This is a genomic window from Rhizobium leguminosarum, from assembly GCF_019798305.1.
Classification (GTDB): Bacteria; Pseudomonadota; Alphaproteobacteria; order Rhizobiales; family Rhizobiaceae; genus Rhizobium; species Rhizobium leguminosarum_U.
In genome coordinates this window covers 99,695-120,170 of sequence record NZ_JAAXDD010000014.1, presented here as the reverse complement: position 1 = coordinate 120,170, position 20,476 = coordinate 99,695, and the positions used below count along the sequence as shown (strand labels likewise).

The window sequence follows — 20,476 nt, the reverse complement described above, 5'->3', positions numbered from 1 at the left end:
CGGAGACACGCATGACTATTCCTTCTTTCGAGACAGTAAAGCGCTGGAAGCTGATTGAAGATTGGCCACATCGGGCGACTGTAGATGCCGTAATCACCTCCATGATCGACAAAGGCTACTCGTCGGAGACCATGTTGAGAGCCGTTCGATTTATCGGGGCTTTTGTCGAATGCCAGAACAGACGCCACGGTGGAGAGCCAGAAAGACTTGACGCTGCTGATATCGACCAGTTTATCGCCAGCCGATTGTCTACAGGTGCTATAGAGAATGGTAATCGCATCGCACTGCGCCGCCTGCAAATCGAACTCGTGAGAGCTGGTGTTCTATGCCCACCGGCAGAGAAAGCCGAACCGGCCGAGAAGATCGCCACGCTTTTCGGCGCGGGGCTACATCGTCGAGGTTATTCGAAGCACTCGATCTCTGGGCACGTCTGGTCGGCACGGCGCTTTCTTCGGACCGTCTGGGCCGAGCACAGTGGCGTTTCCCAACTCACACACATCGAGGTACGGAACTATCTGGCGAACAACTTCGAAGGCCGGAAGAGCAACTCCCTTGGGACCTGGTTCTCCCGCCTTCGGGTTTTGCTCCGCTTCCTGCACGCATCGGCACTCACGGAGCATGATCTCTCCGCAGCGGTCCCGAGTCCAAGGAACCTGCGTTTCTCGGCATTGCCAGCTTACATGAGCGTCTCGCAACTGAAGTCGGTTCTGGAGGCCTGTGATCTGTCCACGATCCCTGGCCGCAGAGACCTTGCAGTGCTTTTGCTTCTTTCTAGGCTTGGTCTGCGTGCAAGCGAAGTCGCCCTTTTGTCGCTTGATGACATCGATTGGCGATCAGGACTCCTGCGTGTTAACGGCAAAGGCGGTAGGGTCGCGACCATGCCCCTTCCGAAGGACGTCGGGGCGGCAATATCTGACTACATCCTGCATGGACGTCCAACATCCGGGTCCCGCACCATATTTCACAGGGTGCAGACCCCATGCACACCGTTCGAGACGGCCACGCCCGTCATCCTGATTGCGCGCAGAGCGCTGAAGCGGGCGAAGATTTCAGGCACGCGGTCTCATCACGCGCATATTTTCAGGCACACCTTCGCCACGATTGCGGTCAGGTCTGGCGTGGGCATGACCGAGCTTGCCCAACTCCTTCGCCACAAAGACCCTGATACCACCAGGATATATGCAAAGTTCGATATCGAGGGCCTGCGTTCCCTTTCACGGCCATGGGCGGGAGTGGTTCTATGATGGACATGTCCGATGCCCTTGAACAATATCTGACGTTGCGGCGCTCACTCGGGTTCAAGCTCCAAACTCAAGAGAGCCGCCTGCGCAATTTTGTGAGGTATGCGACTGCGCTTGGCGCACTGCGGGTCACCGCGAAGACTGCGGTGGATTGGGCAAGCCACCAATGTGGTCCCGCAACGTGGTCGTCGCGCCTTTCGACGGTCAGAGCATTTGCCCGCCACCTCCAGGTGGTCGATCCCCAAACTGAGATTCCGCCTCCGCACATCTTTCCACCACAACGAAGACCGCGCCCATTCATCTATTCAGACGAACAGGTCGCCGATCTACTGAAGTCGATGCTCGATCTCCATCCCGGAAGCTTCCGGGGGCCGACATATCACTACTTCCTCGGTTTGCTTGCATCCACCGGATTGCGGTTTTCGGAGGCGGCTCGCCTTCTTCGAGAGGATGCCGACCTTGATGCAGGCATGCTGACGATCCGCGAGACGAAGTTCGGAAAGACCCGCATCGTACCGTTGCATCCAAGCACGACGCTGGCCCTTGGGCGATATGCGGCAATCCGTGACGATCATCCGGTCAGACGGGTCAGCCAATTCTTCTTCACCGGCGACCTCGGCAGACCTCTGATCCATGCCAATCCACACTTCTCCTTTATCCTTTGGACACGCCAGGCGGGACTGAGGCAGCCGGAGCAGCGGGACGGTCCCAGAATTCACGATCTCCGCCACACCTTCGCTGTTCGAACACTGCTGTCCTGGTATCGGGATGGCGAAGACATCGAGCGACGATTGCCAGAGCTTTCTACCTACCTCGGGCATAATTACGTCAGCGCCACCTATTGGTACCTTACGGCGCATCCCGATCTGCTGGAGCAGGTAAGACTTCGTCTCGACGCACGATGGGAGGCAGCCGAATGACCAATCCACTCCCACGGCTCATCGAGCGCTTCTTTGGGCAGCGGCTCGCCCGCCAACGCAACGTGAGCCCCCACACAATCGCCTCCTATCGAGATACCTTCAAGCTTTTGCTGAAGTTCGCGCATCGTCGAACTGGCAAATATCCGTCAGCCCTTCGATTGGAGGATTTGGATGCGGAACTGATTGTCGCTTTCCTCGACGATCTGGACAGCGGGCGTCATGCTAGCGCGGCCACATATAATCTCCGGCTCACCGCAATTCGCGGTTTTTCCCGCTTCCTGGCGTTTGAGGAACCAGCGTATAGCGGGCAGATACAGCGGGTGCTTGCGATCCCTGGGAAGATTGGGTCGAAGCGGGAGGTGCAATTCCTCATGCGCAACGAAATCGAAGCGATCCTCTCGGCTCCTGATCGAAGAACGTGGGTTGGCCGCCGCGACTATGTCTTGCTATTGACCGCCGTGCAGACAGGGATGCGTCTCTCCGAACTCGTGGGCCTTGATAGAAGTGCCGTCACCATTGGCACGGGAGCGCATATCCGGTGTTTCGGGAAGGGCCGCAAGGAACGCACAACGCCGATAACCAGAATGCTCAATGCTACGCTCAAAGCCTGGTTGGATGAGCCGCCGGTCGGGAACGGCAATGCTCTTTTCCCGACCGTTCACGGCGGGCGGATGAGCCCTGATGCCGTTCAGTATCTTCTGGCCAAATACGTTTTGGCAGCATCGAAGGGCTGCTTGTCGCTACGATCAAAGCGGATATCACCCCATGTCCTTCGACATAGCGCAGCGATGGAGTTGTTGGATGCTGGTGTCGACAGCACGGTGATCTCATTGTGGCTCGGCCATGAGTCTACGCGGTCCACACAGCCGTACTTGCATGCCCACCTGGCAATCAAGGAAGCCGCTCTAGCCAAGATCGACCCGTTCGATAAACAATCGCCTGGCCGGTTCAGGGCTGGCGATGAGCTATTGGCGTTTCTCGACAAACTTTGATCCCTGCCGGAGCTATTGACATCGCAGCGAGAGCCGCGATGTCATGCCGAGCCCACCAATCATCGAGGAGTTTTCATTAGGCAGGAAAGCGCCAAAAGCGGTCGCCAGCCTATGTTACTTACGCAGCATATGAAGACCGAATTTAGCGATTTCCGCTTCCAACACATCTAGTTGCTCGCGTGTATCCGCGATAATTACATCAGTGCGGTCAAAATTTCCGAGGATGCGCACCCCATATCCCTCAAGATATATATCCATGAGCAGAGCCTCGCGCAGACTACGCCGCAATATTCGTTGAAATTCGGAGCTAGCGGAATTTATGGACCGAAGCACTCCTGGACAGTTCACGATGGTGCCGGCGTTTCCGAGATGATTATAGAGGGCGAGAAATTTTCTTTCCCCCGCTAAATAATCATGAAGTTGATTGGCCTTAAAGGCATTTCTATAGGTGAACAAATTCGTCGCCATACACTCCGCCTCCGTCAACCAGTGGTCGAAAACTGAGACAAAAGCAAAAGGTACGCCCAGGCTGGCAATCTCTTGGTCGCCAATATCGGGAAAGTGGGACTGGTGCGGAATAGTGACGATCATAACGCTGCTCAGATAAGGTGGTCCAGAGCTACTTCCATGAGGCGTTAACAGTCAATCGTCCGCATTGGGCCGAACCGGGTCTTCCAACGCGTTCAAACTATGCCGAGCTTTCGATCTTGGACTACCGGAAATCTCGGGCCTTAGGGAATGGGCTCGGCATAGTATCGGGCTCGGTATAAGTGCCTGACCTTCACATCGATACGCTGAAGGTGAAGAGCAGGAATTTTCATTGATATTCAGTTTGAAAAAGCGGATCGTTGGATCGAAGCCGTTCAAGGCGACGGATTTAAAGCGATGCCACTACCTTGACGACCCGTAGGTTCTACAATCCATTACCCAGGTTTCCTGGCGGCTTACTGAAGATTGTGGGTTCGCGCCTGCGCTGTGGCGATGATCCATTGCTTTGTTCTAAGTTCCGGATTTTCATGCCGCATCACGTCGGTCACGACGGCGACGCTATCCGCCCCGTGAGCAAGGACGCCTTCGATCCGTTCGACATTCAACCCGCCGATGGCGACGAGAGGCAGGTCGCCGATGCGCGATTTCCATTCGCTCAGCCGCGTCAGCCCTTGCGGCGGCCATTTCATCGGCTTGAGGATCGTCGTGTAGACCGGGCCGAGTGCGATATAATCAGGCCTTGCTGCCAGTGCGATTTCCAGCTCGCGTTCGTCATGCGTTGAGACGCCAAGCTTCAGGCCACTCGCTCGGATCGCGTCGAGGTCCGCTGTCGCAATGTCCTCCTGGCCGAGATGGACGAAGCCGCAACCTTCCTCGATCGCAAGCCGCCAATAGTCGTTGACGATCAGCTGACATTGATGTTTAGCGCAGACTGCTACTGCGCGACGAATCTCGGCGCATACTTCAGTCCTCGGACGATCCTTGATGCGCAACTGCACCAGCTTGACGCCAAGCGGTACCAGCCGGGCAATCCACTCGGCGCTGTCCACGATCAGGTAGAACGGATCGAGCTTCATGTGAACACCGCCTTTCCGATCACCGGCGTAGAGGGTACGGCCATGTCGCGCGGCTCCATCAGGCCGGCTTTAAAGGCTTGATTGCCGGCGGCGATTGCCGCGGCAAAGGCGCCTGCCATCGCCGCGGGATCTCCGGCGCCAGCAACGGCGGTGTTGAGCAGAACCGCATCGAAACCGAGCTCCATCACCGCAGTTGCGTGCGACGGCCGACCGATGCCGGCATCGACGATCAGCGACACGTCAGGGAAATGCGCCCGCATTGCCCTGAGCGCTGTCGGATTGAGCGGCCCGGCGGCACTACCGATCGGTGCGCACCACGGCATGAGCACCTTGCAGCCGGCCTCCAGCAGTCGTTCGGCCACGACCAGATCGTCTGTCGTGTATGGGAAAACTTGAAAACCTTCGCTGACGAGAATGCGAGCCGCCTCAACGAGACCGAAGACATCCGGCTGTAGCGTATCATGGTTGCCGATGACCTCGAGCTTGATCCAGTCGGTGGCGAACAGCTCGCGTGCCATCTTTGCGGTCAGCACCGCTTCCGCGACGCTGTGGCAACCTGCGGTGTTGGGAAGGATACGAACGCCGAGCGCGCGGATCATCTCGAAGAAGGCTCCCCCACTGCGGCTGCCAGACATCTCACGGCGAAGCGAGACGGTGACGATTTCCGTCGCCGATCGCCTGACGGCCTCGGAGAGGACGGCAGGAGAGGGGTATCGCGCTGTGCCGAGCAGCAGACGGGAGTTTATTTCGGCGCCATAAAGCGTCAGCATCCGTCAGCCTCCCTGCATCGGCGACAGGATTTCGATCCTGTCATTGTCTTTGAGCGAACGATCGAAACGGTCTTCGCGATGGACAAGCTCACCGTTGACGGCTGTCGCCAGCCATTTACCCTCGTATTCCATCAGGACTAAAAGCTCTGACAGTGTCTCAGCCGCGACGTCCTGCGCCTCGCCATTAACGATCAATTTCATGAGGCTTTCCTTCTCGTGGCATGTTGGTTGAAAACAAGTTCAGCGACCTCGGCGGCCATGGCTGGCGCGAGCAGAAAGCCGTGTCGATAGAGGCCGTTGAGCGAGATCACCTTTCCCTGATGGCTTGCACGTGGAAGATTGTCCGGAAAGGCTGGGCGGATTCCGACACCCGTTTCGATTATGGTTGCATCGGCAAAGGCCGGAAATAGCGTGTATGCAGCGTTGAGCAGTTCCATCAGTGAACGGGCGACTATAGGCCCGTCGAGTTCCGTCTCGACCATCGTCGCGCCGACCATGAACAGACCGTCTCCACGCGGGACGATGTAGACGGGGAAACGCGGATGGAGCAAGCGGACCGGCCGGGAGAGATCCACGTCAAAGCTTCTAAGGTAGAGCATTTCGCCGCGAACGCCGCGCAACTCCTTCGCCTGGCCGATCTGCGCTGCGCCCGTGCAATCGACGACACCGTCAAAGCTCTCCTCGTGCGGGCTCTCGCCCACGAAGGTGACCCCCTGAACCGTCAGCTTGGTGCGCAGCAGACACAACACTCGCCGAGGATCGAGATGGGCTTCGCGGCGGAAGAACAGCCCATGCCGGAACCGCCCGGCAAGAGAGGGTTCCAGCGCCGCAATCGCCGTCTCTTCCAGCCATTCATAACCGGTCGTGCGGCAGGCAAAGCGTTGCAGTTCACCAAGATCGCGGGCCGGGGCGACCACGAGCGTTCCGTTTCGTCGCACCTCTCCAGGCACCATTGCCTCCCATTTGTCGGCGGCGGTGAGGCCGCGCATCAGCACAGCGCGATCAGCACTCTCCCGCTCGCACCAGGGCGCCAACATTCCGCCCGCGAGCCACGATGCAGCACCGAGGAAACCGTCATATGGATCGAGCACAGTGACCTCGGCATCTCGAGCGCGCAGTTCATGCGCCACCGTCAGGCCGGCAACGCCGGCCCCTTTGACAAGCACACGCATCTTATTCGCCCGATTGCTGTTGGGTTTCTATCGGGATATAGAGGCCGCCGCCCTCACGATAACGCGCTGCCATCGCATCCAGACCTTCCTTCTGTGCTTCGGCGCGGATATCGTGCGAGATGCGCATGGAGCAGAATTTTGGGCCGCACATAGAGCAGAAATGCGCCACCTTATGGGCTTCCTTCGGCAACGTCTCGTCGTGGAAGCTGCGGGCGGTTTCTGGGTCCAGCGAGAGGTTGAACTGATCCTCCCAGCGGAATTCGAAACGGGCACGCGAGAGCGCGTCATCGCGCAGCTGTGCTGCCGGATGCCCCTTGGCGAGATCAGCCGCGTGGGCCGCGATCTTATAGGTGATAACGCCGGTCTTGACGTCATTGCGATCGGGAAGACCGAGATGCTCCTTCGGCGTGACGTAGCAGAGCATCGCGGTGCCGAACCAGCCGATCATGGCTGCGCCTATTCCAGAGGTGATGTGATCGTAACCCGGTGCGATATCCGTCGTCAGCGGCCCGAGCGTGTAGAAGGGTGCCTCGCCGCAGACCTCGAGCTGCTTGTCCATGTTCTCCTTGATCTTGTGCATCGGCACATGGCCGGGGCCCTCGATCATAACCTGGCAGTCTTTCGCCCAGGCGATCTTGGTCAGCTCTCCCAGTGTTTCCAGTTCGGCGAATTGCGCTGCATCGTTGGCATCGGCGATGGAGCCAGGGCGCAGGCCGTCGCCGAGCGAGAAGGAAACGTCATAGGCGCGGCAGATGTCGCAGATCTCCTCGAAATGTTCGTATAGGAAGCTTTCGCGATGATGATGGAGACACCACTTCGCCATGATCGAACCGCCGCGCGAGACGATGCCGGTGACGCGGTTGACAGTGAGCGGGATGTAGTGAAGCCGCACGCCGGCATGGATGGTGAAATAGTCGACGCCCTGTTCGGCCTGTTCGATCAGCGTGTCACGATAGACCTCCCAGGTCAGGTTCTCGGCAATGCCCTCGACCTTCTCCAGCGCCTGATAGAGCGGCACGGTACCGATCGGCACCGGCGAATTGCGGATGATCCATTCGCGGATGTTGTGGATGTTGCGGCCGGTGGAGAGATCCATGACCGTGTCAGCGCCCCAGCGGGTCGCCCAGACCATTTTCTCGACTTCTTCCGCCATCGACGAGGTGACCGCCGAGTTGCCAATATTGGCGTTGATCTTCACCAGGAATTTCCGGCCTATGATCATCGGCTCGGCTTCGGGATGGTTGATGTTGGCGGGGATGATCGCCCGACCCGCCGCCACTTCCTGCCGGACGAATTCCGCCGTCACATGGTCCGGAATATGCGCGCCGAAGCTTTCGCCGTCGCGGACCATGGCATCCGCGTGCGCCTTGCGGCCAAGGTTTTCGCGTATGGCGATGAACTCCATTTCCGGCGTGATGATACCAGTGCGCGCATAGGCGAACTGGGTGACGGCCTTGCCGTCCTTTGCGCGCAGCGGCTGGCGTAGCGTGGGGAATTCGGGCGTCAGCCTTTCGCCGCTGGCAAAGCCGTTGTCTTCGGGACGGACATGGCGGCCCTGATAGGCCTCGACGTCGCCGCGGGCGAGAACCCAGTCGCGTCGCAGTGAGGGCAGCCCCTGTTCGATACGGATCTCGGCGCCCTCGATCGTATAGGGGCCGGAGGAGTCGTAGACGACGACGGGCGGCTCGCCCGATGTCGGATGCAGGCTAATTTCGCGCATCGGCACGCAAATTTCGGGATGGACGTCCCCGCGAATGTAGATCTTACTGGATGCCGGAAAGGGGCCGGTGGTGACGGATGGGGTGATATTCTTTGCGGCGATATTCATGGTTTGAGGCTCCGAGTTTTCGATTGGAGACCCAGTCCTCAGCCGGAATGATGAAAAGACGCCGGCACGGATTCCGCGCGTGAATCCACTGCCTTCAAGCGCTTGCACCGTCCCTACGCCAGTATGAACTGGATCAGGTTCAACGGGTCACTGCGCGCGATAGCAGTATCTCAGCCCCTTGCCGGGACCCCCCTGGTGAATGCCAAAAGGGTAGAGGCTTGCCAAGGGGACTGTCAAGCGACAATCTGCGATGGCTTGGGGTCAGATTACTCTCAAGCTATCGTGTGTGGTCGCTGCGATCAAACGATTCGACAAGTCAATCGCGCGACCGACATGCTTCCGCAAGACAGCCGCATTTGTCGCATGCCGTGGCTGTCGGTTTTATCCCGAGCAGTTCAGCAAGTGTACCGAGATACCGAAGCGCTATTGAGAAGGCAGGCGCGGAACTGGAAAGTCCAGTACTTTGTCCGTGTAACTTTCGACCAAGGCGCTAAACGGCGTGCCGTCTTGAAGTTTTAGTACGGCACGATGTTCGAGCAGGAACGGCGGCAGGCTAAGGGAACTTGTTTCATACGCTATTAAGCCGTCCATGTCCCAGCCTTCGGATAGAGGGGACCAGAGCAACCTGGCAGACAGGTTTGTGCGAGTGAAATTGAGAGCCTGAACGGCTCTGCCAAACGCGATATCGCTGGTATTCAACGCCTGATTCATCTCTGCAGTTAATTTAGCGGGTACATACCAGTTGTCGGCTTCGGACAAGACGCGGTCTCCGCAGACCAAGCGGACGCGGCGATAAGCGATAAGCTCACCGGGGCCGACGGTCAGAAGTTCACGGATGTGCTCATCGGCCGGTTTGCCTTGCCCGCCCACACGCTGAGCTACGATCTTGGAACCTTCCGGTGCGAGCTTATGCGCGGCGCACCAGCGATCAAGGGTCAACGTAGCACTGGCGTTACTCAGGAGATTGGCATTCAAGGTCTGGAGGACCGCAAGCGCTTCCACTCGAGATGCCGGCGTGTTCAGCCACTGAGACCCTATAGACGGCTCTTGCGCAATTGCGATCTGGGTGCCCATCACGATGGCGGCCGCTGCAAGTGCGGCGATGCGAATGCATTTCGCAGAACATAATGACATGGAGAATGAAATCCTTTCTGCAGTATAATTGGGCGAACCTTGAGGGTCAAATTTCCTTAATTTTTGCTGTTGAGCGAGCATTGTCAGCGTATATGATAGCGGCAGCAGGATTTGAACTGCGGCTTGCGTGCACCGTATAACGGTCGGGTTCCCGAAGACATTCTTACCATCTTTCGATGTTCCTGCCGTGCTGGTTCGCACCTGTTGAAATCTGTGTGCCCGAGCCGTCCTTTGCTTGCGTCGCATCCATGTCTTCCATGATATCCTCCATCCGCTCGCCGACCTGTTGTTGGAGTTTGCAAGCGTCGGCGACTGAGCCGGTGCTTCCATTCTGGAATATGGAAACCCGAGAGACGTGGATTCCAAATGAGGAACGTGGTGGCCGGTCCGAATTCTCCCAAGTCCATACTCATAACTCTCACTTGACGGTTTAGCGCCTTTGTCGTCGCCGTCGCTCGTTGCGAGATGTTCATATAGCTGGATCGGATAAAATAGCTCGCAAGCGAAAGCAAAATCCAGGAGCCATTGTTGGAAAAAGGTTTTCTTCCTCGACCCGGAGCCCTCCTGACGGTCGAGTGACAATTGCAGACCAGGCAGCGACACGCCGTCGATGGTTGCCAACCGCAGATGCGAGTAGCCAAGGCGCTTGTCTGATTGCTTTTTGTTACCCATGTCATCGTGCTCCTTGTGCAAGCCTGCCGACGATGATGTCGCCGGCAAGATTTCAGCATTCATAGGAAATAACCTTCCTGTGGTGCACTATCGTAGCTCCCAACCAGGACAGTTCATGAAAACCATCAGCAACACAACAGATGATCCGGATATATTTCATAGTATATCGTTCATAGCTCGGAACGGAGGTGCATATCCGCATAAAAATCCGTAGGTTATAATATTGCCTATATAATTACATATATTGACTTCACGGCTTTGGGTGGCCGAATGGAATGGCATGTCTCTGAATGCCACGGCAAACGCTCTTTGGTCGAAACGGCAATCGGGCGATACAGGTCAATCATGTGGCCGCGTCTGCGGGCCAGGTCGCGCCTAGTCAGCAAACCGAAGTCGCGATCACCTGCGCCTTTCTCAACGCATGCTTGGCTGCGCGCCCGAAATCCATTCGCCGCAAGGCACGCACGGCACGATCAACCGTTTCAAGGATAGCTCGGCGGCGGCGACGACGCCACGCCGGACGCGATTACCGACATGCAGGCGAGCGATCTCCACGTTACCGCGTTCCAGGATGCCGCCGGCCTGGGCAACTCTCGAATTGCTTGTCCATCGCTCCCCGCTTGGGAACGATCAGTGCATCACTCCCCACGAGCTTTCCACCGGCGCGACGCCGCAGTTGGGAGCGGGTCACGTCTCGTAGCTGCAATGCAAGGTTGTCCGTCCCTCATCGCGTCAGACCTATACTCCGTGGCACAAACTGATAGAAAGAGCGCCCGCGGATTTCGAAGAAACTCTCCGTTGCCGGACGCGGTCGGCAGCGGTGGAACTAGAAAACGGATGCACGTTTTCCGGCCGCCAAAAGGAGCTTTAACGACATGAACATGGTCTCGAACATTGCGAAATCCCAAGTCGCCCTGTCCGTTGGTGCTCTGCTTGCAGAAGCTCGCCTGGCTCGCGGCTATTCGCTGGATGACGTTGCCGAAACCACTGGTCTGACTGTGGCAGAGGTGACAGCTCTGGAGAATGACGCGGATTTCGACGCGTCGAGGATCCGAAGGACCGCATCCGCTCTAGGGATTCTAGAAAAGATATGCGATGCCCCGCGCTGACATCGTTGAACAGCTACTTCCAAGGCTGCACCTCTCCAAGGAAGATGGGTGCAGCAACTCACGGGTCGCGCTTCAAGCGGATGCTGTTCAACTGCGGCGCATTAACCAAATACGGCTGGACGTGCTCGTCCAGCCGGCTGGACCAGATCTTTTCCTGAGCGCCTGAAGTCTTACGCGGAGCCGCAAGCTTCGTCTTCACCGGATCGGGCTTCAGCATGGGGGTGAAATTCGAACTGGTCGCTTTGGTCAAAGCAAAAGGCGCCCGGCTCCTCGGCCTGCCCGCCATTCGCCCGATCTCAATCCAATCGAAGTCGGCTTTCAAGTCGTTCTCTGCGATTGGAGCCCGTGTGAGCCGAATACTTAAAAAGGATAGACCGACTGGACGGCAGTCGTTATCTGAAAGGCTTGTTGCGATGCTGAAGACGTCGCTGAAAAATCACCACAGACACCAGAGGCTTCTTTAAAGTGAAAAAAGTGCAGCGCAGCTTTGCCGTCGAGTACAAATCAGGTCGGCGAAAACTGAATTCCAAACCGAACTCGATTTGGGGAGACACCGATCTCAAGTCCGTTGCTCAAGATCTGCAGGACGAGGCAATGCCATTTAGGTCACTAGCTCCTCAGGCGAAAAGTAGCGAGATGCTTGTATCCGGAGAAGAACAGGCCGGGCCGTTATTGACACTGCCGATCCAGCAGGAGACAAATGCATCGGCTTTACAGGAGACCATAATGGCCGACGAAAAAGATACGATGACCAATGCTGACACCCCGGCCGCCGCGGCGCCCGACGTACCGAAGAAGGTGCGCAAACCTCGCGCCAAGAAGGTGGTCCCTGCAACGGCCCCAGTCGCCGTTTCGGCGGAACCGGCAGTTGCTTCGGGTGCCGCAGCTGGAAAGCAGAAAAGAGGACGTAAGGCGAAGTCTGACGAAGGTACGCCGAGTGCCAAGCGCGCGGCTGTCAAACGTGCTCCGAAGGCTGTGTCGACAGCGGCGGCACCGTCGGTGGCGGCAGTTGATGAGATCGCGGATCTTCTGCAGCTCGAAGAGGAAAACCAGAGACTGCGCAAGCTGCTGGCGGAGAAGCTCCGCGCTGAAAATACCGATCTGCGAAAGCGGCTCAACCTCGGTTGATCGGTAGCAGACGGCCAAGCGCTGGCCGCATTCTCATGCTTATTGAAGTGAAGATTTTGGCGGCGGATCGTTCTGCCGCCAACGTTTTTGCTCGCAGTTTGCATACGCAGTAGAATTCGAGGTCGAATAAAATGGCGTCTCCATGGAAACTTTTTGCTCGGCTGGTGTCACGGCGACGCCAGCAGAAGCAAGAACACGGCTCGACCGACGATGTGAAGCCGGACGTATCATCCATCGCCGAGCTAACTGAAACGCCGGCCGACAATCGGTTGAAAGCCGTGGATCGGGCGGCCAACGAAAAGCCCTTCATTCACGAAGAACGCGAGGCGGTGTCAGTGGACCCGCATCATGCCGAAGAAGCGGTAAGAATTGTTGACGACACGGCAGATGTCGAAAGCGCCAGGCCCGTGGAAGCGGCTGACCCGGCTTTGTCCAATGGGGCCGATACAGCCGCGCATGCTGCACCAAAAGTCTTTCGGGTTGGCGAAGGTCAAACGCGAAAGCGGGACATGCGGGGCAAGAAACCGAAAACGATTGCAGTCGTTGTCCCCCCTTCTCCAAGCGCTCCCACCGCTTTTGACGATGCAATCAATCTCGACGAAGAAATCAGGCTTCTCCGGGACCAGTTGGCACGCAAGCTTCAAATGCAAAATGCACAATTGAAGAGGATGCTGGAGCGGTTCGAACGCTGAAGCTGTCTTAAACCCATGCTCCGGACCTTGGGCATGAGCGGCGTGTCAAACGCATTTCCCTAGCTTGGCCAAAAACGCACTTGGAGGGAAAGCCCAAAGGGGCCCTTGTCACGGTTCGGCGGCGCCTCCTCCTCGGTCAGACATTGGTTTTTTCTATAGTATGGAACATCTGCGTAGCCGAACACGGAGAACGACGCATTGCGGCAGCAGCAGCTCCCGCGATCTTGGCAAGGGACTCAGAAGCCGGCGACCTTGGCGAGCGCCCGCTTCTCGCGGCGGCGCTGGACCGAAGAGGCGATGTTCATTGCCTCCCGGTATTTCGCAACGGTGCGGCGGGCGAGATCGACGCCGCCCTTCTTCAGCATCTCGACGATATCGTCATCGGAAAGCACCGCCTCCGGGCTCTCCTGCAGGATCAGCGCACGGATCTTGTGACGCACGGCCTCGGCCGAATGGCTGTCGCCGCCGGCAACGGCGCTGATCGAGACGGTGAAGAAATATTTGAGTTCGAAGAGGCCGCGCGGCGTCAGCATATATTTGTTCGATGTGACGCGGCTGACGGTGGATTCATGCATCTTGATCGCCTCGGCGACCGTTTTCAGGTTCAGCGGGCGCAGGTAATCGACGCCGTGCAGCAGGAAGGCGTCCTGCTGGCGGACGATTTCGCTTGCCACCTTCATGATGGTTTTTGCCCGCTGGTCGAGGCTGCGCGTCAGCCAGTTGGCGCTCTGCAGGCAATCGGAGAGGAAGGCGTGGTCCTCGCCGTTCTTCGTCACACGGGAAAAATAGGACTGGTTAACCAGCACACGCGGCAGCGTATCCGGATTGAGCTCGACCAGCCAGCCGCCGTCCGAGGCGGACCTGACGACTACATCCGGCGTGATCGCTTCGGAAACACCCGCTTCGAAGCCGCTGCCGGGCTTCGGATTGAGCTGACGGATCTCGCCGAGCATGTCGAGAAGATCTTCCTCGTCGACGCCGCAGAGCCGCTTCAGCGTGGCAAAATCGCGCCGGGCCAGCAGTTCGAGGTTTTCGACCAGAGCCTGCATGGCCGGGTCGTACCGGTCCTTCTGCCTGAGCTGGATCGCCAGGCATTCGGCGAGGCTACGGGCGAAAACACCTGGCGGATCAAGGCTCTGCAGGGTGGCAAGCACGCGCTCGGCCTGTGCGAGGCTCGTGCCCAGCCTCTCGCCGGCCTCGACGATATCGGCCTGCAGATAACCGCAGTCGTCGAGCTGGTCGACGAAATTCTGCGCGATCAGCCGGTCGGCCATGTCAGGCAGGACAAAGGGGATCTGCTGGGCGAGATGATCGCGCAGCGACACCTGACCGGCGACGAAATCGTCGAGATCGTAGTCGGCGCCCTCACCGCTGCCCGGCATCGACTTCCACTGGCTGACGAGTTCCGGCGCATCGAGGCGCTGCGGGGCTCCGTCATCAGGAAAGACATTGGTGTAATTGGCGTCGAGTTCGTCGTTCAGCCGGCTGGTGCTGGCGCTGCCGCCATTGTCATACCAGTCGCTGGAGAGCGCCTCGGCGCGGTTATCATAGCCATCGTCGGAGCCGGCATCCTCGGGCTGATAAGCATACTCTCCATCTTCGGCATCGCCACGTTCGCCGCCCGCCTCGCCGTCATTCGACGGAAATTCGAGCAGCGGGTTCTTCTCCACTTCCAGGGCGATGAACTGGTTGAGTTCGAAATGAGTCATCTGCAGCAACTGGATGGATTGCATCAGTTGCGGTGTCATCACCAAAGACTGGGTCTGGCGCAGGAAAAGATTGGCGGACAGTTTCACGATAAAGTTCCACTTAATTCTCGGTGCCATGCCTGATCTTCTCAAGTCGCGACAGTTGCTTTCCACGACGCTGAGATTAAATCAGCTCACTTTCGGAGAAGTAGGTCGCGGCTTGATGCACACTTCAATGCCTCCTCTCTCTGATCGTCGGATTTCGACGTGGTGTTTCCAGTAACCACTGCCTCCGAAGCAGATCGGGTGCCCCAGAAGGAGCTTCGCGTCGCATTTCTGGATTTGCTTTCACGCGAAGCTGCCATGCTACCTTCCGCGCGTTCAACTGATGCGGTTGTCTCGCAGTGGATCGCGTCGGCGGCTTTTACCGCTCGGAACGGAATTCAAGATTCGTGCGCTGAACGATGATCGACGGCGATATGGGTCTGGCAGTTCTTAGGGCAGACGCGGGAGCACGCTCCGCAGCCGATACAGCGGCCGGGATAATCAATGACCATGATCACGCGACTGAGCTCACCATTAAAGTCGTCTTCGCCATCGCAAATACCGAGCATGTCACCTGCCTCATCGATGCCGTGGGGATGCATGACGCCGCGTGAGCAAACCTTGAAGCAGCGACCGCAGCCGATGCACATCGCAGGGTTGATCGAATTCAGATATTCCGGCATCCAGCGGGACCCGTCGCGAGTCACGGATGAGCTTGTCATAGATTCCTCCGATTTATCGTGTTCTGCCGATGACAAAAGTGCCTGTGGAAGGCCGCCAATTGTCAGACAAACGCGAGCTGGCAGCTGTCTAACGCCGCAATCTTTACCCCAGTGCAGTCCTTCCACCTTCGCTTCTGTCTCTTCCGATCTTGTATTTTCGAACCCCGCGGCTTCCACGAGTCGCATGTCGCGCCAAATCGTCTGGCCGATGCCAACTGAGCTGTCAGTCCCTTCATATCTTGTGTGGCGATGGCAATTCGCGAAGTGACCACCTGCCTTTTCGTCCGCGTTGATGAAGTCCGCCATTGAAGAGCGAGACGCGACGAATTGATCTCATTATTGCGATTCCGCCTGTCGGTTGGGTCAATCGGGCCAGGGGTTCGGAGGGTGGTTAGCCTGAATGATGTTCGCGAAGTCGAAGATCACGTCGCGGGTTCCCCGGTATAATACTGTAAGCTTGTGCTGGCTGCCGAAGCGGTCGAACATGGGGAAACCCACCCGCATCAGCGGAACGCCGAGACGTCTGGCAGCTTCTCGGCCGTGCGAGTGTGTGACGATAAGATCAGTCATTGCGGCGAGACTTTCCAGATCACTGAGATCGCCGACTTTGACGGTTTTCGCCGGTACCATCTCGAGCGCCTTCGAAGTGCCGGTCGTGGTGACCGCGGCCGCAATTTCCGCACCCATGGCAGTAAAAAAGTTGGAGAGTTGGAAAAGTTGATCGGGCTCGGAAGCGATTGCGATCTTCTTGCCAGCCATATGGGAATGTCCGTCGAGCATGGCATCCTGCAACTGCATTCGGTTGCGGCGGACATTGAGCGGTGTCTGTTTGCGTGACATAGCGGCAAGCACGCGAATGAAGCGATCGACGTTTTCTAGGCCCGTCAGCGATCTAAACAGCACGTACGGCACGCCGGTCACTCTCTGCAGCGCTTCAGCCGGTCGCCGCATATGCTCACCGATTGCGATACACTGCATCGTCGCACCGAGATCGCGGATGTCCTTCAATTTCGTGCCGCCATTCGTTATCGGCATCCATTCTTCGGGGATGGAGCCGTCGAGCGCTCCGGATACGTCTGGCAGAATAACCGGGTCGAGGCCGAAGCTTACGGCCGTTTCGCGCAGATGTTCTATGTCAGCAACCGTTAAGTTCCAGCCAGGCAAGATCGCGATCTTCCTCGGATTGCGATACTGCTTGTCAGGTCGCGCTATTGCCTCGATCACGGCGGTAACAGCTCTAGACCAACCCTCCTCCATGGCGCCGTCAAAGTCAGGCGTGTTGGCGACTACCACTTCGGTGCCCACAAGTTCTATCGCCCGCCTGCGTTTGATGTTTTCGACGTCACCGGCGACATCCTCGTCGCGGACCTCTACCGATGCGGTCGTGCATATCCCGATCAGTCGTGGCCTTGTGCGGGCTTTGAGGCTGAGAATTGCCTCTTCGAGACGATCCGCGCCGCCGACGATTATCGCGGCTTCGTTCATCGCAGTGGTTTGCAGCGGGATCGCTTCATTGAAGTGCCTCACGAGCAGTGCGAGCGCGAAGCTCGTACATCCCTGGCTGCCATGGAGCAGAGGTATTGCGCCGTCGACGCCCAGAAAGGCGAATGCAGCACCAAGCGGCTGAGACGACTTCAGGGGGTTGACCGCCGCCGACTTAGTTTGAGATACGACGCGTGCCATAGTACGACCTCAACATTTTTTGCAAGTGATCTCGCGGTTTTGGTTCGACGCGCTTACGCTTCTCTTTTCGCTCGCTTTTCAACGTCCAAGGCCGGCTCCCATGGCGCCGGCTCGCGCACCTGCGGCCAAATCGGATTGTGAATTGCCAGGTCAATTTGTCGAGCAAGTTGCACCATTCCCTCATAGCCAGCGTAAGCGTGATGACGCTCCTGGTTGATGTCGAGCCAGGGCAGTTTTGCCTTTAGCGCTATATACTGGGTGCGTCCGCCCGACAGCATGATGTCAGCCTTTCTCTCGAGTAGAAGCGAGAAAAGCTCGCGCGGCGACATCGACTCGAACAGGAGGTTCTCCTCCTTCAGGGTCTGTTTCACTCGCTCCCTATCTTCGAGCGTCGATTTCTTGACTGATGTGCCGACGATCTCCATGCCGATCTCCATCAAGGCATGGACGACCGACCAGGATTTCACGCCGCCTGTATTTAGAAGCACGCGCTTGCCCTCAAGGCGAGGTCGGTACGCTTCCAGCCTCCTCCACACCTTTTCCTCTTCTTCCGCTACAAGGATTTCCGTGCGATGCAAAAGCGAGGGGTCAGCACCTTTCTTTACAAGCAGATCGGCGATCCGCCGGAGCGCCTCCGAGGTGCCGGAGATGCCATAGAAGGAGCCCTCGAAAAATGGAATGTCCCAGCGTTCCTGCATCTTACGTGCCAACGTAACGAACGCTGTCGAACACACCGTCATCGCCGCGCGTGATTGGTGGGCGGAGGCGACTTGCAGATATCGCGCGTCTCCGGGAATACAGGCGCGGACGCGGATGCCGAGCTTATCCAAGAGCGGCTTCACCTGCCAGAACTCACCCGAGAGGTTAAATTCGCCGAGTATGTTGATGTCGCAAAGGCCTGGTTCATCAGGCTCAACCGTACCTATGACATGCTTGAGCAGCGCCTCGCCCGCTAGCTTGTTGCCGAGGTTTTTAGATCCGACAAAACCTGGCGCATTGACCGGCACCACCGGTAAGGCAAATTCGTCCGTCGCTCGCTTGCAAACAACGTCGATGTCGTCACCGATCATCGCTGTAACGCAGGTTGAATAGACGAAGATTGCCGCGGGCGCATACCCATCCTTGATCTCCCGGATCGCTTTAAAGAGCTTCCGTTCACTGTGTCCCATTACAATGTCGATTTCCGTAAGATCAGTCGTGAAGCTCGTGCGCCAAAGTGTTGGACCTGACGAGGCAGCGCCACGATTGTCCCAGGAATTTCCCTCGCAGGCGAGCGGCCCGTGAATCAGATGTGCGACATCGGTGATCGGCTGCAGTGCGACCTTGGCGCCGTCGAAAGCGCAACCGCCGACGGCCGTTCCCGGGGCCATTGGCCTCGCGCAATTCCTTCGGCGCGCCTTAGGACCCTTGCTGCCGCTCCTTTCACTCGCTAGCTCGTGGAAGGCATCTTTGATTTTGGCGTTGAGCGAGGACATTCGTCTGCCTTCATATCTGGTTAAGAGATAGGCCGCCTGGCCGACCGCCGCTCTTAGCGAGTGAGGTCATACGAATAATCTGTCACACCCGCGTGCATTGTTTCGCGATCGAGGTTGTCGAAGATCTTGTCGAGGATCGCCGTTAGAAGACGCAGTCCGCCTTGGTAGCCCATGAGGGGGAATCGATGATGATGGTGCCGGTCGAAAATTGGAAACATCAGCCGAACCAGTGGGGTACCGGTGTCGCGTTCGAGATACTTCCCATAAGAATTTCCGATCAGGAGATCCACCGGCTCGGTGAACAGTAGCGAGCGCAGTGCCCAGAGATCTTTGCCTGGCCAAACCTGTGCATTCTTCCCGAAGGGCGAGGATGCGAGGAGTTCCTTCATCTCGTCCTCCCAAGCTGAGGTGCCATTTGTGGCGAGGCAGTGGGTTGGCTCGCCGCCGGTCTCCATGATGAAGCGCGCCATCGCATAAACGAAATCTGGATCGCCGTAGATCGCGTATTTTTTTCCGTATAGCCATGCTTGGCTGTCCGCCATCGCATCGATGAGTCGGCCGCGCTCCAGACGGATCGCCTCGGGAATTTCTCTGCTGGAAATCTCTGATATCACCATCAGAAGTTCGTCGGTAGCTTCGACGCCGAGAGGGTAGTGGAAGGAGGTCGCCGCTTGTCCAACGTCTCTGCAGTAATCTAACGTCTTGCGAGTGTTGTAATATTGCAGGGACAATGTCCACTCCGCGTTCAACGCCGCCTTCACGTCATTGATGCTGGTCCCGCCGTCATACATCCGAAATTTGCCATCGGAAGGCGTATCGAACTGATCTGATGCGTCCTGGATGAACATGTAAGTCACTTGCATCAAGTCGAGCAGGCGTTTTAGTTCGCGATTGTTCCCAACGCAGAAGCCATCAAATCCAGGAATGATGTTGATAGTAGCGGTGGCTTCATTTCGCGCGGTGCCCTTCCAGAAATTCTCCAGCACACCTTTTACCATGCTGTCGTAGCCATCGACATGGCTGCCGACAAAGGCAGGTGTGTGGGCGAAGGGGACATCGAAATCGCGCGGGACCGAACCTTCACTTTTGGCGTTTTCGATAAAACCATGCAGATCATCTCCGATGACCTCTGCCATACAGGTGGTCGACACCGCGATCATCTTCGGGTTGTAGAGTTTGTACGTGTTGGCGAGACCGTCGACCATATTTTTCAGGCCGCCAAATACAGCCGCGTCTTCTGTCATCGATGACGAGACCACCGATGACGGCTCCTTGAAGTGGCGCGATAGGTGCGATCTGTAGTAGGCAACGCAACCTTGGCTGCCATGGACGAACGACATCGTTCGTTCGAAACCCGCCGCTGCAAAGACCGCGCCGAGTGGCTGGCAGGCTTTGGCTGGATTAACCACAAGGGCTTGGCGGGCCAAGTTTTTTTCGCGATATTCCCAGGTCTTCGTGAATTCACGTTGGTCAGAGACGACTTGGTCCGGGTGTGGGCATTCGAATTTCTGCTTTTTTTTGGCCAACATTTGCCTGTATTCCGGCTCGCAGAATAAGGGCGCGTGGTCGAGAGTTTTTGCAGCTGATTGCGGCATAGGGTCACCTCTTTCGATCTGGCCGCGGCTCAAGGGCGGTCCAGA

General features: G+C 57.5%; 19 protein-coding genes, 1 pseudogene and 1 riboswitch. Of the genes and pseudogenes, 7 read left to right on the top strand and 13 right to left on the bottom strand.

Going from position 1 to position 20,476, the window contains the following annotated elements; translation table 11 throughout:
• The first annotated feature begins 11 nt into the window (after positions 1-11).
• Genes HFO99_RS24115 through HFO99_RS24105 form a run of 3 tightly spaced genes read left to right on the top strand, consistent with a single transcriptional unit; the run spans position 12 to position 3,153 of the window.
• A complete protein-coding gene (locus tag HFO99_RS24115; protein WP_222364020.1) occupies positions 12-1,244 on the top strand; it encodes a tyrosine-type recombinase/integrase in 1,233 nt (410 codons plus the stop codon).
• Positions 1,241-2,161 (top strand): tyrosine-type recombinase/integrase, encoded by a 921-nt coding sequence (locus HFO99_RS24110; RefSeq protein ID WP_222364017.1) that lies wholly within the window; start codon positions 1,241-1,243, stop codon positions 2,159-2,161. The genes HFO99_RS24115 and HFO99_RS24110 overlap by 4 nt, the downstream gene beginning before the upstream one ends.
• The gene (locus HFO99_RS24105; RefSeq protein WP_222364015.1) at positions 2,158-3,153 is read left to right on the top strand and encodes a tyrosine-type recombinase/integrase; all 996 of its coding nucleotides are present in this window, start codon (positions 2,158-2,160) and stop codon (positions 3,151-3,153) included. The genes HFO99_RS24110 and HFO99_RS24105 overlap by 4 nt, the downstream gene beginning before the upstream one ends.
• A 114-nt stretch (positions 3,154-3,267) precedes the next feature.
• On the opposite strand, the gene HFO99_RS24100 is transcribed toward HFO99_RS24105, so the two are convergent.
• The 7 genes from HFO99_RS24100 to HFO99_RS24070 form a co-directional block, all read right to left on the bottom strand.
• Positions 3,268-3,744 (bottom strand): hypothetical protein, encoded by a 477-nt coding sequence (locus HFO99_RS24100; RefSeq protein WP_222364013.1) that lies wholly within the window; start codon positions 3,742-3,744, stop codon positions 3,268-3,270.
• A gap of 353 nt (positions 3,745-4,097) precedes the next feature.
• Positions 4,098-4,718 carry a thiamine phosphate synthase gene (locus HFO99_RS24095; protein WP_222364011.1) on the bottom strand — a complete coding sequence of 207 codons (621 nt, stop codon included), beginning with the start codon at positions 4,716-4,718 and terminating at the stop codon, positions 4,098-4,100.
• The gene (locus tag HFO99_RS24090; RefSeq protein ID WP_221951743.1) at positions 4,715-5,488 is read right to left on the bottom strand and encodes a thiazole synthase; all 774 of its coding nucleotides are present in this window, start codon (positions 5,486-5,488) and stop codon (positions 4,715-4,717) included. The genes HFO99_RS24095 and HFO99_RS24090 overlap by 4 nt, the downstream gene beginning before the upstream one ends.
• A gap of 3 nt (positions 5,489-5,491) precedes the next feature.
• A complete protein-coding gene (gene thiS / locus HFO99_RS24085; protein ID WP_221951745.1) occupies positions 5,492-5,689 on the bottom strand; it encodes a sulfur carrier protein ThiS in 198 nt (65 codons plus the stop codon).
• Entirely contained in the window at positions 5,686-6,660 is a 975-nt protein-coding gene (thiO, locus tag HFO99_RS24080; RefSeq protein WP_222364009.1) for a glycine oxidase ThiO, read from the bottom strand. Before thiO ends, thiS begins: the two co-directional genes overlap by 4 nt.
• Before the next feature lies 1 nt (position 6,661).
• On the bottom strand, positions 6,662-8,488 hold the full coding sequence (gene thiC / locus HFO99_RS24075; RefSeq protein WP_222364007.1) for a phosphomethylpyrimidine synthase ThiC: 1,827 nt from the start codon (positions 8,486-8,488) through the stop codon (positions 6,662-6,664).
• A 92-nt stretch (positions 8,489-8,580) separates the two neighbouring features.
• Positions 8,581-8,692, bottom strand: a riboswitch (TPP riboswitch).
• A gap of 219 nt (positions 8,693-8,911) precedes the next feature.
• On the bottom strand, positions 8,912-9,622 hold the full coding sequence (locus tag HFO99_RS24070; protein ID WP_221951646.1) for a hypothetical protein: 711 nt from the start codon (positions 9,620-9,622) through the stop codon (positions 8,912-8,914).
• A 936-nt stretch (positions 9,623-10,558) separates the two neighbouring features.
• Here HFO99_RS24070 and HFO99_RS24060 point away from each other — a divergent pair.
• Both HFO99_RS24060 and HFO99_RS24055 read left to right on the top strand, forming a co-directional pair.
• A pseudogene (locus tag HFO99_RS24060) lies at positions 10,559-10,749 on the top strand (IS5/IS1182 family transposase); the annotation flags it as partial.
• A 420-nt stretch (positions 10,750-11,169) separates the two neighbouring features.
• Positions 11,170-11,403: a helix-turn-helix domain-containing protein gene (locus HFO99_RS24055; RefSeq protein WP_221951640.1), complete on the top strand. Its 234-nt coding sequence runs from the start codon at positions 11,170-11,172 to the stop codon at positions 11,401-11,403.
• A 58-nt stretch (positions 11,404-11,461) separates the two neighbouring features.
• Here the strand turns inward: HFO99_RS24055 and HFO99_RS24050 are convergent, their stop codons facing one another.
• Entirely contained in the window at positions 11,462-11,725 is a 264-nt protein-coding gene (locus tag HFO99_RS24050) for a hypothetical protein (protein ID WP_221951638.1), read from the bottom strand.
• Between the two features lie 143 nt (positions 11,726-11,868).
• Here HFO99_RS24050 and HFO99_RS24045 point away from each other — a divergent pair, with 143 nt between their 5' ends.
• Together HFO99_RS24045 and HFO99_RS24040 are read left to right on the top strand one after the other, a co-directional pair.
• Complete coding sequence (locus tag HFO99_RS24045) at positions 11,869-12,531, top strand: transcriptional regulator (RefSeq protein ID WP_221965788.1); 663 nt, start codon at positions 11,869-11,871, stop codon at positions 12,529-12,531.
• A gap of 131 nt (positions 12,532-12,662) precedes the next feature.
• Positions 12,663-13,223: a hypothetical protein gene (locus tag HFO99_RS24040; RefSeq protein ID WP_221980513.1), complete on the top strand. Its 561-nt coding sequence runs from the start codon at positions 12,663-12,665 to the stop codon at positions 13,221-13,223.
• Between the two features lie 236 nt (positions 13,224-13,459).
• Here the strand turns inward: HFO99_RS24040 and rpoN are convergent, their stop codons facing one another.
• The 5 genes from rpoN to nifK all read right to left on the bottom strand — a co-directional run bounded on the left by rpoN (position 13,460) and on the right by nifK (position 20,431).
• On the bottom strand, positions 13,460-15,019 hold the full coding sequence (rpoN, locus tag HFO99_RS24035) for an RNA polymerase factor sigma-54 (protein WP_222364155.1): 1,560 nt from the start codon (positions 15,017-15,019) through the stop codon (positions 13,460-13,462).
• A gap of 335 nt (positions 15,020-15,354) precedes the next feature.
• Complete coding sequence (fdxB, locus tag HFO99_RS24030) at positions 15,355-15,678, bottom strand: ferredoxin III, nif-specific (protein WP_221951633.1); 324 nt, start codon at positions 15,676-15,678, stop codon at positions 15,355-15,357.
• A 363-nt stretch (positions 15,679-16,041) separates the two neighbouring features.
• The gene (gene nifN / locus HFO99_RS24020; RefSeq protein WP_222364005.1) at positions 16,042-17,361 is read right to left on the bottom strand and encodes a nitrogenase iron-molybdenum cofactor biosynthesis protein NifN; all 1,320 of its coding nucleotides are present in this window, start codon (positions 17,359-17,361) and stop codon (positions 16,042-16,044) included.
• 53 nt (positions 17,362-17,414) lie between these two features.
• Positions 17,415-18,836 carry a nitrogenase iron-molybdenum cofactor biosynthesis protein NifE gene (nifE, locus tag HFO99_RS24015; RefSeq protein ID WP_222364003.1) on the bottom strand — a complete coding sequence of 474 codons (1,422 nt, stop codon included), beginning with the start codon at positions 18,834-18,836 and terminating at the stop codon, positions 17,415-17,417.
• Between the two features lie 53 nt (positions 18,837-18,889).
• A complete protein-coding gene (gene nifK / locus HFO99_RS24010; protein WP_168272908.1) occupies positions 18,890-20,431 on the bottom strand; it encodes a nitrogenase molybdenum-iron protein subunit beta in 1,542 nt (513 codons plus the stop codon).
• Between the last annotated feature and the right edge of the window lie 45 nt (positions 20,432-20,476).

Coding starts and splice junctions, on each gene's coding strand:
- HFO99_RS24115 (WP_222364020.1), top strand. CDS start 12: ATGACTATTCCTTCTTTCGAGACAGTAAAGCGCTGGAAGCTGATTGAA.
- HFO99_RS24110 (WP_222364017.1), top strand. CDS start 1,241: ATGATGGACATGTCCGATGCCCTTGAACAATATCTGACGTTGCGGCGC.
- HFO99_RS24105 (WP_222364015.1), top strand. CDS start 2,158: ATGACCAATCCACTCCCACGGCTCATCGAGCGCTTCTTTGGGCAGCGG.
- HFO99_RS24100 (WP_222364013.1), bottom strand. CDS start 3,744: ATGATCGTCACTATTCCGCACCAGTCCCACTTTCCCGATATTGGCGAC.
- HFO99_RS24095 (WP_222364011.1), bottom strand. CDS start 4,718: ATGAAGCTCGATCCGTTCTACCTGATCGTGGACAGCGCCGAGTGGATT.
- HFO99_RS24090 (WP_221951743.1), bottom strand. CDS start 5,488: ATGCTGACGCTTTATGGCGCCGAAATAAACTCCCGTCTGCTGCTCGGC.
- thiS (WP_221951745.1), bottom strand. CDS start 5,689: ATGAAATTGATCGTTAATGGCGAGGCGCAGGACGTCGCGGCTGAGACA.
- thiO (WP_222364009.1), bottom strand. CDS start 6,660: ATGCGTGTGCTTGTCAAAGGGGCCGGCGTTGCCGGCCTGACGGTGGCG.
- thiC (WP_222364007.1), bottom strand. CDS start 8,488: ATGAATATCGCCGCAAAGAATATCACCCCATCCGTCACCACCGGCCCC.
- HFO99_RS24070 (WP_221951646.1), bottom strand. CDS start 9,622: ATGTCATTATGTTCTGCGAAATGCATTCGCATCGCCGCACTTGCAGCG.
- HFO99_RS24055 (WP_221951640.1), top strand. CDS start 11,170: ATGAACATGGTCTCGAACATTGCGAAATCCCAAGTCGCCCTGTCCGTT.
- HFO99_RS24040 (WP_221980513.1), top strand. CDS start 12,663: ATGGCGTCTCCATGGAAACTTTTTGCTCGGCTGGTGTCACGGCGACGC.
- fdxB (WP_221951633.1), bottom strand. CDS start 15,678: ATGACAAGCTCATCCGTGACTCGCGACGGGTCCCGCTGGATGCCGGAA.
- nifN (WP_222364005.1), bottom strand. CDS start 17,361: ATGGCACGCGTCGTATCTCAAACTAAGTCGGCGGCGGTCAACCCCCTG.
- nifE (WP_222364003.1), bottom strand. CDS start 18,836: ATGTCCTCGCTCAACGCCAAAATCAAAGATGCCTTCCACGAGCTAGCG.
- nifK (WP_168272908.1), bottom strand. CDS start 20,431: ATGCCGCAATCAGCTGCAAAAACTCTCGACCACGCGCCCTTATTCTGC.